Annotated in this window: 3 protein-coding genes; 1 reads left to right on the forward strand and 2 read right to left on the reverse strand. The window is 43.0% G+C overall.

The annotated features are described in order from the left end of the window. Window positions 1-50: 50 nt before the first annotated feature. Window positions 51-8,852 carry a retention module-containing protein gene (locus Q7657_RS05615; protein WP_107166213.1) on the reverse strand — a complete coding sequence of 2,934 codons (8,802 nt, stop codon included), beginning with the start codon at window positions 8,850-8,852 and terminating at the stop codon, window positions 51-53. A gap of 432 nt (window positions 8,853-9,284) precedes the next feature. Then, window positions 9,285-11,147, reverse strand: a complete 1,863-nt coding sequence (locus Q7657_RS05620; protein WP_107166214.1) for a DEAD/DEAH box helicase — start codon at window positions 11,145-11,147, stop codon at window positions 9,285-9,287. A 742-nt stretch (window positions 11,148-11,889) separates the two neighbouring features. Between Q7657_RS05620 and Q7657_RS05625 the strand changes: the two genes are divergently transcribed. Continuing rightward, window positions 11,890-13,914 (forward strand): exoribonuclease II, encoded by a 2,025-nt coding sequence (locus Q7657_RS05625; RefSeq protein ID WP_107166215.1) that lies wholly within the window; start codon window positions 11,890-11,892, stop codon window positions 13,912-13,914. Window positions 13,915-13,931: the final 17 nt, after the last annotated feature.

Here is a 13,931-nt window from a genome sequence, read left to right on the forward strand (position 1 = left end):
AAGCCTGTAACCATATATCGTTACAGGCTTTTTTCTCAACAAATTACAGCTTATGAGTGATTCACAATAGTAAAGATATGATGATCATACAATGACTTAACAATATCATGAGAACTGCTGCTATCACTTAGAGATAGGCCATTAACATCAACATTATCTAAAATAATATTCTGCTCTTTGCCACTTACAGTCTTCACTGTCAGTTCAAGATCTTTCTTAACATTAGCGTCATCATCAACAAACTTCGCACTAACATGGCTTAATAGCGTATCAATACTATTTGCGTGTTCATACTTATCTAATAACTCACTAATGTTTAGCTTATCTTCTTTGACATTAAAATCAGTGATGTGATCAGTCGATACTTTATCTTTACTAATAGTATCAAACAGGAATAAATCACTGCCCGCACCACCAGTTAAGATATCATCACCGTCACCGCCAGATAGCATATCATTACCATAACCACCGAGAAGTAAGTCATGGCCATCACCACCGTTAAGGGTATCGTTACCACCGTCACCAAATAGAATGTCGTTACCGCCATTACCATTTAAAATGTCGTTACCACCATGCTGACCACCTAAAAACTTATCTGCATTCTCTGTAATGAAATGGTCTAAATCGATAGTATGAACGTCACGGCCTAGTTTTTCATGTAAATACGCTTTTAATACTTCAGCTGGTTTCTGTGCTGCATCGTGATCTAAATGAATGTTATCTAACATGCCTGCATGATGCATCCAATCAAGGTTTAGTGCATCACCAATCAGTACATCATCATCCATACCACCGGTCATCGTGTCACTACCAGGCGTAAAATGTAGGCCAATGTTATGAAAGATATCATTCAACTCTGAACCATTGGTGATTACCTTGGAGTAACTTGGCGCGTTAGGGTTATTTTTATCATAACCCGTACCTAATTGAGCGATTTCATCCATCTGCTTAGCATCTGCGGATGCACCAACACCAATCGATACAATCTCAGTTCCTTTTAAGAAATGAATACCTGCAGTATTAAGCTTATCTTCATCCTTACCATCACTTAAAAAGTACACGACATTACGCTTACTACTATCTGTTATGTGTGCACTAGCATCTTTAAGAGGCCACTCAAACTGTGTACCACCACCTGCGGTTAAGTCATGAATGTAATTTTCAATCGTCACATTTTGTTTATTAACAAATTGATGTGTCGACTCATCATAATGGAAAGTCTTATTACCTCTTACCGCATTACTAAACGTCACAATGTTAAATTGAATCTTCGATTTATCATCAAAATTGTGAAGAATGTCTTCTGTTAGTGATAAGTATGACTTTCTAACGATATCCATCAAATAAGGTAATGAATCAAACTTAGCAGTAAAGTATTCACCATCAGATGCTTTAATATCGATACCACCACGAGTACCAGCATCATACTGTAAACCCGATTTTAACTGATCGTATGTAACTGTAACCCAGCCAGGTCTATCTGATAACTTAGTACCATCAGATGCCGTTAATGTTGAATTAGAATCCACATACACTTCATAACTTTTTGCAACATGGCCATGCACTGCATCAAGTGTCAGCATTCGACCGTAATACATACTACCTGATATATCAATCACATAGTTGACATTCACAGGCTGTTGTTCAGCTTGTGGTGGCGTTAAGTCACCAATTAACAAGTCAGATCCATTAGTACCTGTAATGGTGTTATCACCGTTATCGCCTTGTATTACTACACCATCTACTTGGTAGTGGTGAGATGTTGATGCTGAAGCCGTATGATGAGCATCATCCATTGCAGTAACATTCGCTTCTACAATACGATCAGGATCATCAAGTAAGTCTTTACCTAGTACATCAATAGTAAAGTGACCATCTTTCGCTTCACCTTCGTATTCATGACCATTAACGGTTAACTTTACCTTGTCACCATTCTCAACATCTTGGCCAACATCACCTACTATCGCTACGTGATCAGATTTCGCTTCATTTGGCGTTAAAATATCGTCATCAGCTATCGATGTGATTTTAATGCTAGCATCAATAATCACCTTGTAAGACTCATGCGCTGTTGCTGTTGCTTCGTGTGCTACACCGTAATTTGTTGTTACTGTTGCTGTTGCTTGATCGGCATGAAGTACATCAGCACCAATAACATTCACAGTCCATGTTTTATCAGCTTTTACTTTCGTCTCATATTCATGCTTGTTGATAGTAACAATAACGCTGTCACCTGGCTGTACATCTTTGCCTACAGTACCTGTAATAGGTAACTGTGCTTGGTGACCTTCTTTCTGTGTTACTACATTATCGCCAGTAATTGGATTAATGGTGATCGCTGCTTCTACTTTCACAGAGTAATCGTGCGTTGTATGAGCTGTTGCCGTATTACCTGCTTTATCTTCTGCCGTTACAGACGCTTCTACTTTATCAGTTGGTGCAGTTAATAGCGTATTACCATCAACACCATCCAGTGACCACACTAAACCATGCGCACCTTGCACAACTTTGGTTGTGCCTAGTGATTTGCCATCAAGGGTCACTTCAACCGTATCACCTACCTTCACATCACCACCCACAGTACCTGTGATGGTTTGTTTTTGGTGAGATTCAGTTGCATCCACGACATCATCATGGGCAATCGTATCAATAGTGATGCTGGCATTAATCGTGGTATCGATATCATATGGCTTATCGTCATGGGCACTAGCGTGGTGACCTGCTTCATCGCTGGTTGTCACACTGGCAGTCACATCATGACCTTTGTTTTCAACCAATGCAGAGCCATCAACATCCACCGTCCACGTCTTATCGCCACCCACTTTGGTTGTGTAATCATGGCTACCAATGTGAACCGTTACGGTATCGCCCGGCTTAACGTCACCACCCACTGTACCTGTAACAGGCACTTTGCTGTGGGATTCTTCTTTGTTAATGACGCCATCACCACCAATGTTGGTGATCTTGATGGTCGCTTGAATATCAACCTTGTAAGGTTCATCAGCTGTTGCTGTCGCTTCGTGTGCCACACCGTAACTGGTAGTGACTGTTGCTGTCGCTTTATCCGCGTGCAGGATATCGTCGCCTTTCACATCAACTGTCCACGTCTTATCTGACGTGACTGTCGTCGTGTATTGGTGACCATTGACAGTAACCGTAACCGTATCACCCGGCTCAACGTCTTTACCTACAGTACCTGTGATAGGCAGTTGTGGCTCATGACCTTCTTTTTGGGTGATCACGTTATCGCCAGTGATCGGATTAATGGTGATCGCTGCTTCTACTTTCACAGAGTAATCGTGCGTCGCATGAGCTGTTGCCGTATTACCCGCTTTATCTTCAGTCGTTACAGACGCTTCTACTTTATCAGTTGGTGCAGTTAATAGCGTATTACCATCAACACCATCCAGTGACCACACTAAACCATGCGCACCTTGCACAACTTTGGTTGTGCCTAGTGATTTGCCATCAAGGGTCACTTCAACCGTATCACCTACCTTCACATCACCACCCACAGTACCTGTGATGGTTTGTTTTTGGTGTGATTCAGTGGCATCCACGACATCATCATGGGCAATCGTATCAATAGTGATGCTGGCATTGATACTCGTATCCACATCGTATGGCTTATCGTCATGGGCACTAGCGTGGTGACCTGCTTCATCGCTGGTTGTCACGCTAGCAGTCACATCATGACCTTTGTTTTCAACCAATGCAGAGCCATCAACATCCACCGTCCACGTTTTATCACCACCCACTTTGGTCGTGTAATCATGGCTACCAATGTGAACCGTTACGGTATCGCCCGGCTTAACGTCACCACCCACCGTACCTGTAACAGGCACTTTGCTGTGTGATTCTTTCTCGTTGATAACGCCATCACCACCAATATTCGTGATCTTGATGGTCGCTTCGATACCTACAGAATAATGCTCTTCAGTGGTTGCCGTTGCTTCATGTGGTACACCGTAACTGGTGGTGACTGTTGCTGTCGCTTTATCTGCGTGCAGGATATCGTCGCCTTTCACATCGACTGTCCACGTCTTATCTGACGTGACTGTCGTCGTGTATTGGTGACCATTAACAGTAACTGTAACCGTATCACCCGGTTCAACGTCTTTACCCACTGTACCTGTGATAGGTAGTTGTGGCTCATGACCTTCTTTTTGGGTGATCACGTTATCGCCAGTGATCGGGTTAATGGTGATCGCTGCTTCTACTTTCACCGAGTAATCGTGCGTTGTATGAGCTGTTGCCGTATTACCTGCTTTATCTTCAGTCGAAACCGTTGCTTCCACTTTATCGGTTGGTGCAGTTAATAGCGTATTACCATCAACACCATCCAGTGACCACACTAAACCATGCGCACCTTGCACAACTTTGGTTGTGCCTAGTGATTTGCCATCAAGGGTCACTTCAACCGTATCACCTACCTTCACATCACCACCCACAGTACCTGTGATGGTTTGTTTTTGGTGAGATTCAGTTGCATCCACGACATCATCATGGGCAATCGTATCAATAGTGATGCTGGCATTAATCGTGGTATCGATATCATATGGCTTATCGTCATGGGCACTAGCGTGGTGACCTGCTTCATCGCTGGTTGTCACGCTAGCAGTCACATCATGACCTTTGTTTTCAACCAATGCAGAGCCATCAACATCCACCGTCCACGTCTTATCGCCACCCACTTTGGTTGTGTAATCATGGCTACCAATGTGAACCGTTACGGTATCGCCCGGCTTAACGTCACCACCCACTGTACCTGTAACAGGCACTTTGCTGTGGGATTCTTCTTTGTTAATGACGCCATCACCACCAATGTTGGTGATCTTGATGGTCGCTTCGATACCTACAGAATAATGCTCTTCAGTGGTTGCCGTTGCTTCATGTGGTACACCGTAACTGGTGGTGACTGTTGCTGTCGCTTTATCCGCGTGCAGAATATCGTCGCCTTTCACATCAACTGTCCACGTCTTATCTGACGTGACTGTCGTCGTGTATTGGTGACCATTGACAGTAACCGTAACCGTATCACCCGGCTCAACGTCTTTACCTACCGTACCTGTGATAGGCAATTGAGGCTCATGACCTTCTTTTTGGGTGATCACGTTATCGCCAGTGATCGGATTAATGGTGATCGCTGCTTCTACTTTCACAGAGTAATCGTGCGTTGTATGAGCTGTTGCCGTGTTACCTGCTTTATCTTCTGCCGTTACAGACGCTTCTACTTTGTCCACTCCTGCAGTTAATAGCGTATTACCATCAACACCATCCAGTGACCACACTAACCCATGCGCACCTTGCACGACTTTGGTTGTGCCTAGTGATTTTCCATCAAGAGTGACCTCAACCGTATCACCTACCTTCACATCGCCACCCACAGTACCTGTGATGGTTTGTTTTTGGTGAGATTCTGTAGCATCCACCACATCATCATGGGCAATCGTATCGATTGTGATGCTGGCATTAATCGTGGTATCGATATCATATGGCTTATCATCATGCGCACTAGCGTGGTGACCTGCTTCATCGCTGGTTGTCACGCTGGCTGTAACATCATGACCTTTGTTTTCAACCAATGCAGAACCATCAACATCCACCGTCCACGTCTTGTCACCACCCACTTTAGTCGTGTAATCATGGCTACCAATGTGAACCGTTACGGTATCGCCCGGCTTAACGTCACCACCCACTGTACCTGTTACGGGCACTTTGCTGTGGGATTCTTCTTTGTTAATGACGCCATCACCACCAATGTTGGTGATCTTGATGGTCGCTTGAATATCAACCTTGTAAGGTTCATCAGCCGTTGCTGTCGCTTCGTGTGCCACACCGTAACTGGTGGTGACTGTTGCTGTCGCTTTATCCGCGTGCAGAACATCGTCGCCTTTCACGTCCACTGTCCACGTCTTATCTGACGTAACTGTCGTCGTGTATTGGTGACCATTAACAGTAACCGTAACTGTATCACCCGGTTCAACGTCTTTACCCACTGTACCTGTGATAGGCAGTTGTGGCTCATGACCTTCTTTTTGAGTGATCACGTTATCGCCAGTAATTGGATTAATAGTGATCGCCGCTTCTACTTTCACAGAGTAATCGTGCGTCGCATGAGCTGTTGCCGTATTACCCGCTTTATCTTCAGTCGAAACCGTTGCTTCCACTTTATCGGTGGGTGCCGTTAATAGCGTATTACCATCAACACCATCCAGTGACCACACTAACCCATGCGCACCTTGCACGACTTTAGTTGTGCCTAGTGATTTGCCATCAAGGGTTACTTCAACCGTATCACCTACCTTTACATCACCACCCACAGTACCTGTGATGGTTTGTTTTTGGTGAGATTCAGTGGCATCCACGACATCATCATGGGCAATCGTATCGATTGTGATACTGGCATTGATACTCGTATCCACATCATATGACTTATCATCATGGGCACTAGCGTGGTGACCTGCTTCATCGCTGGTTGTCACGCTAGCAGTCACATCATGACCTTTGTTTTCAACCAATGCAGAGCCATCAACATCCACCGTCCACGTCTTGTCACCACCCACTTTAGTCGTGTAATCATGGCTACCAATGTGAACCGTTACAGTATCGCCCGGCTTAACGTCACCACCAACAGTACCTGTAACAGGCACTTTGCTGTGAGATTCTTCTTTGTTAATGACGCTATCACCACCAATGTTGGTGATCTTGATGGTCGCTTGAATATCAACCTTGTAAGGTTCATCAGCCGTTGCTGTCGCTTCGTGTGCCACACCGTAACTGGTAGTGACTGTTGCTGTCGCTTTATCTGCGTGCAGAACATCGTCGCCTTTCACGTCCACTGTCCACGTCTTATCTGACGTAACTGTCGTCGTGTATTGGTGACCATTAACAGTAACCGTAACTGTATCACCCGGTTCAACGTCTTTACCCACTGTACCTGTGATAGGCAGTTGTGGCTCATGACCTTCTTTTTGAGTGATCACGTTATCGCCAGTAATTGGATTAATGGTGATCGCTGCTTCTACTTTCACAGAGTAATCGTGCGTCGCATGAGCTGTTGCCGTATTACCTGCTTTATCTTCAGTCGAAACCGTTGCTTCCACTTTATCGGTGGGTGCAGTTAATAGCGTATTACCATCAACACCATCCAGTGACCACACTAAACCATGCGCACCTTGCACGACTTTAGTTGTGCCTAGTGATTTACCATCAAGGGTCACTTCAACCGTATCACCTACCTTCACATCACCACCCACAGTACCTGTGATGGTTTGTTTTTGGTGTGATTCAGTGGCATCCACGACATCATCATGGGCAATCGTATCGATTGTGATGCTGGCATTGATACTCGTATCCACATCGTATGGCTTATGATCGTTTGCAGTTGTGCTATGACCTGCACCATCATCAGTTGTCACGCTGGCTGTAACATCATGGTTAGGATTATTAACTAAATCTGAACCATCTACGCCAACAGTCCACGTCTTATCACCACCCACTTTAGTCGTGTAATCATGACCACCAATGTGAACCGTTACGGTATCGCCCGGCTTAACGTCACCACCCACCGTACCTGTTACTGGCACTTTGCTGTGGGATTCTTCTTTGTTAATGACGCCATCACCACCAATGTTGGTGATCTTGATGGTCGCTTGAATATCAACCTTGTAAGGTTCATCAGCCGTTGCTGTCGCTTCGTGTGCTACACCGTAACTGGTGGTGACTGTTGCTGTCGCTTTATCAGCGTTCAGAATATCGTCGCCTTTCACCTCGACTGTCCACGTCTTATCTGACGTGACTGTCGTCGTGTATTGGTGACCATTGACAGTAACTGTAACGGTATCACCCGGTTCAACGTCTTTACCCACTGTACCTGTGATAGGCAGTTGTGGCTCATGACCTTCTTTTTGAGTGATCACGTTATCGCCAGTGATCGGATTAATCGTGATCGCCGCTTCTACTTTCACCGAGTAATCGTGAGTTGTATGTGCACTAGCACTATTGCCTACAGTATCTGCGATCGTTACAGATGCTTGTACCTTATCAACACCTGCTGTTAATAAGGTATTACCATCGACACCATCCAGTGACCACACTAAGCCATGAACACCCTGTACTACTTTAGCTGTACCCAGTGATTTTCCATCAAGGGTCACTTCTACCGTATCACCTACCTTCACATCACCACCCACAGTACCTGTGATGGTTTGTTTTTGGTGTGATTCAGTGGCATCGACAATGTCATCTTGCGCAATAGTGTCGATAGTAATTACTGCAGTTAATGCTTTATGTAATTGAGGATATGAGTCGTCATGACGATCACGATGTTCACTTGGAATATAAGCAGTATCAAAACCAGCCTTTGCAAGCATTTGATCATTGTCATAATCAATAAGCTCATAACCATCAATAGAGGAACTTGTAATGGTAGATGGACCCGCAGAAGGCGCTTTAAACTGTTTTGTCGGATCTTGGTCGCCAAGAATGATTTGTTGTAGCGCAGCTACCTCTGGATCAACGGAGGTATCTGAAATAACACTATCCTGTGCATTAGTAGGTTGATGATGCTCGTTTACACCATCAAATGTGAACTGCTGGTAAATCGCAACATTCTGAGTTGCAGCACCAGTTGAAACATGCTGAATAAAGCCGTCAGTATTTGTAATTTTTACAGACTGATTATTCGAATGTAATACAACATTAGAATCATCAGGCAGCAACAAAATATCACCACTATGAAGTTCCATCCCTGGTTCAAGCTTAATTGTTTGTCCTTCTGAATTTTTAATTAAAATATTACTATCTACAGAAACAACTGAACAATTAGCTAGTAAAGAAATGACTTTCATTTTATATCCTCATATTAGATACCGTGACAGTATCAAAGAGGAGAGAGCAGTCAATTAATTGGCACCTTATAAAATGCTGATAATTTATAATTCAAAACATAATGAGCGAAAATCTAAACAACAGACAAAATCCTTATAAATCATAATCTTATGATTTTTTATTAATTATCCATTCACATATAAACGATTAGATGTATAGAATTGTTTCAATAAAAAAGCATTATTAATGATATTTAAATAGTTATCGAACACTATTCATTAAAACGCAAAGTTGGTTACATTATCTGAATTGAAAAAAACGAGAAAATAAATAAGCAATATAATCGATTTTTTATTTAATAAAGACGATATATATAAACTTATATTTCCTTCAGATACAAAAAAGCCGAGTTAAAAACTCGGCTTTTATTTATTCTAGCTTATCAGCAATGATTATGCTTCTGAGCGAGGCTTACGGTCACCACGAGGAGCACCATCACGATTACCACGGTAACCACCACGGTTATCATTACCACGGTTACGGTCGAAACGACGCTCACCACCGCGGTTATTGTCGCGGTTACCACGGTAACCACCACGGTTGTTATCACGGTTGCCACCACGAGGACGGTGTTCGCGAAGTACTTCACCTTCAACAACTACAGCTTTAACTTCGTTTTGACGGATACGTAGTTTCTTAAGCTGAGCTGAAACTTCTGCAGTCATCTTCTTAGGAAGTTGAACGAAAGTATGCGTTGGAGCAAGTTTAATTGCACCAATGAACTCTTTGCTTAGGCCAAGCTCGTTAGCGATAGCACCTACGATGTCTTTAACCTGAACACCTTGCTCACGACCAACTTGTAACTGGTACGTATCCCAGTCAGCACTGTTGAATGAACGACGCTCGCCACGATCACGACGTTCGCCACGGTCGCGATCGTTACCACGACGCTCACGACGTTGTGCTTCACGCTCAATAGCAGCGATCATTGGATCTGGACCTTTGTAGAATAAAGGACGGTTACCTTGCTGACGCTGAAGAAGCATAGCGGCTAGTGTTGCTGCATCAACTTCAATTGACTCTTGTAGTTTTTCAACAAGCTCAACGAATGCATCAACGTTAGTTTGTTCTTTCTGAGCTTGTAACTCTTCACCTAAACGGCTTAGACGAGCTGCTGCAACCACATCGCGTAGAGGAAGTTGGATTTCTTCCATACGAGACTTAGTTACACGCTCAATAGTACGTAGCATACGGATTTGGTTAGTGCGAACTAGTAGGATCGCTTTACCTGTACGTCCTGCACGACCTGTACGACCGATACGGTGGATGTATGATTCAACATCAAATGGGATATCGTAGTTAAATACGTGTGTAATACGTGGCACATCAAGACCACGAGCAACAACGTCAGTTGCAACTAGGATATCAATCACGCCGCGTTTGATGTGATCAACAGTACGCTCACGTAGAGACTGAGGAATATCACCGTGAAGTGCCGCAGCTTTAAAGCCACGAGAACATAGCCAATCAGCTAGGCGCTCAGTATCTTGACGAGTACGTACGAATACGATTGAAGCATCTGTATCTTCGGTTTCAAGAAGACGGCTCATTGCTTCGTCTTTCTCTACGCCTTTAACAACCCAGAACTGCTGCTCTACTTTAGAAACAGTGCGGTTTTCACCAGCAACGTCAATACGCTCAGGGTTACGTAGGAAGCGGTCAACGATTTCTTTAACGATTGGAGGCATAGTTGCAGAGAATAGTACACGCTGTGCACTTTCTGGTGCTTGTTCCATGATCCAAGTTACGTCGTCAACGAAGCCCATCTTCAGCATTTCATCAGCTTCATCAAGAACGAAAGTGTGTACTTCGTCTAGGTGAAGTTGCTTACGAGAGATAAGGTCTTTAACACGACCAGGAGTACCAACTACAATGTGTGCACCATTTTTTAGTGCGCGCATTTGATCAACGATTGATGCACCACCGTAGATCTCAAGAACTTTAAGACCTTGGATGTTTTGACCAAGCGTTTTCATTTCAGCGGCAACCTGAATCGCAAGCTCACGTGTTGGAGCCATAACAATTGCTTGAGGTTTATGCTGAGATAGGTTTACTTTATTTAGAACTGGAAGTGAGAAAGCTGCTGTTTTACCTGTACCAGTTTGTGCTTTACCTAAAGCATCAACACCTGTTAATAGAAGAGGAATAGATGCAGCCTGAATAGGCGTAGGAGCAACAAAGCCCATGTTGTCTAGTGCAGATAATAGTGTGTCGGCCAAGTCTAGTTGGCGAAATTCTGTAACAGTTTCTTGCATTGGGATCCCAATATATGATCAACTTAAAAACGGGGCCCCTTTGCTACCAAGGGTTCTGCAACAGCAACCTCAAGCACGGGCCTCGACTAATAGGGAACGCATTGTGCGCTAATACTTGATAAAAAGCCAGAAAAAATTGAGGAACGTCACAAAACACCGACCAAGCAACCATTTATTGAACAATTAGTGCAACAGACAAACACACTGCTTTATAAAGCGACGCTTATATTCACTATGTCATTGTAAACACTTGCAATACATGCATTAAACTAAGGTTAAACTACAATAAAAGTGTTTTTATATTGTACCCTTCCTAATCCCCTACCTAGTATTTCCTTTTCTTATTATTAATTTTATTTTTTTGATAATTGATGAAAATGCAGCCTATTTACAACTTTAGAACCCTAACTAATAAAAACACAATAAACAATTGAATTTTATAAAAAATAAATATAGCACACAGAATTCAATACTTTTCAAAACAGTCTTTCGACATACTAAATGCGGCAAAACATTCATCTATCATGATTATTAATCACAAAGCTTATTTTTTCATATTATTACATTTTCTCTTATATTTTCGAATAACCATAAAACTCCCTTCACCATGATAATTTCATTCTTCTATTTGCTAATGGCTTATCCTGTTATCAAGGTTAACGTAAAATTTCATTAGCCAAATATTGGTTTTATCAACCCAAAAAAGTATAGTGTCAGCGTTACTAATCTGAGACCAGGCATAATGTTTCAAGATAATCCGCTGTTAGCACAGCTTAAAAAGCAAATTCAAGAAACACTTCCTAAAAAGGAAGGTAATATCAAAGCGACTGATCGTGGTTTTGGCTTTCTAGAAACTGATAATAAAGAAAGCTTTTTCGTTCCGCCTGCATACATGAAAAATGTCATGCACGGTGACCGTGTTATGGCAGTTATCCGTACAGAAAAAGAACGTGAAGTGGCAGAGCCACAAGAGTTGATTGAACAATCCATCACTCGTTTCATTGGTCGTGTAAAACTTATTCGTGATCGTCTGCACGTTGTGCCTGATCATCCTCAGTTAAAAGAAGCGATTAAAGCAAAAGCAGTTAAAGGACTAAATCCAGAGTCACTAAAAGAAGGTGACTGGGTTGTGGCTTACCTAACTCGCCACCCTCTTGTTGATAACAACAAGACTTTCTTCTGCGATATCAAAGAAAAAATCACCGATAGCAACGATAAGATTGCACCTTGGTGGGTAACGCTTGCACATCACAACCTTCCTAACGCAGAGCCAGCACCACAAGAAAGCTGGAATATGTTAGATGAAGGTCTTGAGCGCCAAGATCTCACTGATTTACCGTTTATCACTATTGATGGTGAATCAACGAAAGATATGGATGATGCAATCTACACCGTTGCTAATGATGACGGTAGTTTTGATATCACCATTGCGATTGCCGACCCAACCTCTTACATTGCTGTTGGCGATAAGATGGATGATGAAGCACGTGAACGTGGTTTTACTATCTACCTACCTGGTCGTAATATCCCAATGCTACCCCGTGAACTCAGTGATGAGCTATGTTCACTGATCGAAAACGAAAAGCGTCCAGCTATTTGTTGTCGTGTAACTGTCGATAAAGATGGCATTATCCAAGATAACATCAAATTTTTCGCAGCATGGATTAAGTCTCAAGGTCGTCTATCTTACGATAATGTGTCTGATTTCCTTGAAAACGGTAGCACTGAAAACTGGGCACCAAACGACATCATTGAAGCACAAGTTCGTACACTACATGCATTTGCTGATGCGCGTAGCAAGTGGCGTAAAGAGAATGCAGTTGTCTTCCCAGACCGTCCAGATTACCGCTTTGAACTAAGCGACGATAACGACGTTATTGCCATTCATACCGATGCACGTCGCACAGCAAACCGTATGATCGAAGAAGCCATGATCACTGCAAACATTTGTGCTGGTCGTGCGCTACAAGAGAAATTCGGCACAGGTGTGTTTAACGTTCATAGCGGTTTCAATCCAGAAAAACTGGATACTGCAATGGAATTCCTAACAGAGGCTCAAGCACCATTCGATAAAGAACAGCTACTTGAGCTAGAAGGATTCAGTGCTCTACGTCGCTGGTTAAATACTCTTGATACAACTTACCTAGATAACCGTCTACGTAAGTTCCAAGCTTACAGTGAAGTTGCCAATACGCCTGCTCCTCACTATGCAATGGGTCTAGATGTTTACGCAACTTGGACATCACCTATTCGTAAGTACGGCGATATGATCAACCACCGCCTATTAAAAGCATTAATCACAGGTAATGAGCCAAGCCAAAAACCTGATGATAATGTGGGTGATGAAATTGCACTACACCGTCGTCATCACCGTATGGCAGAGCGTGACGTGTCTGATTGGTTATATGTGCGTCTATTAAAAGATGCAGTGAAAAATGCAACAGTTTTTAACGCTGAAGTATTTGATATCAACCGTGCAGGTATGCGTGTACGTCTACTTGAAAACGGTGCATCTGCGTTTATTCCAAGCCCATTAATCTTAGATAACAAAGAGCGTATCAGCTGTAGCGGTGAGCTTGGTATTATTACGATTGATGGTGTGAAAGAGTACCAACTAGGTGACACTTTCGATGTTACATTGGCTGAAATTCGCAGTGCAACTCGCCAGCTAATTGCAAAACCTGTAAAGCAATTCCCTGCACCAGAAGCGACAGAGAATACTGATGCATCTGTTACAGAAGAAAATAAAGAAGAAGTTAAAGCATAATCGTTATTAACCTCTCA

The organism is Candidatus Photobacterium acropomis (assembly GCF_030685555.1).
In the GTDB taxonomy this organism is placed as follows: domain Bacteria; phylum Pseudomonadota; class Gammaproteobacteria; order Enterobacterales; family Vibrionaceae; genus Photobacterium; species Photobacterium lucens.

What these genes read in the sequence shown, in the direction of transcription:
- Q7657_RS05615 (WP_107166213.1), bottom strand. Translation starts at nt 8,852, where the DNA reads ATGAAAGTCATTTCTTTACTAGCTAATTGTTCAGTTGTTTCTGTAGAT.
- Q7657_RS05620 (WP_107166214.1), bottom strand. Translation starts at nt 11,147, where the DNA reads ATGCAAGAAACTGTTACAGAATTTCGCCAACTAGACTTGGCCGACACA.
- Q7657_RS05625 (WP_107166215.1), top strand. Translation starts at nt 11,890, where the DNA reads ATGTTTCAAGATAATCCGCTGTTAGCACAGCTTAAAAAGCAAATTCAA.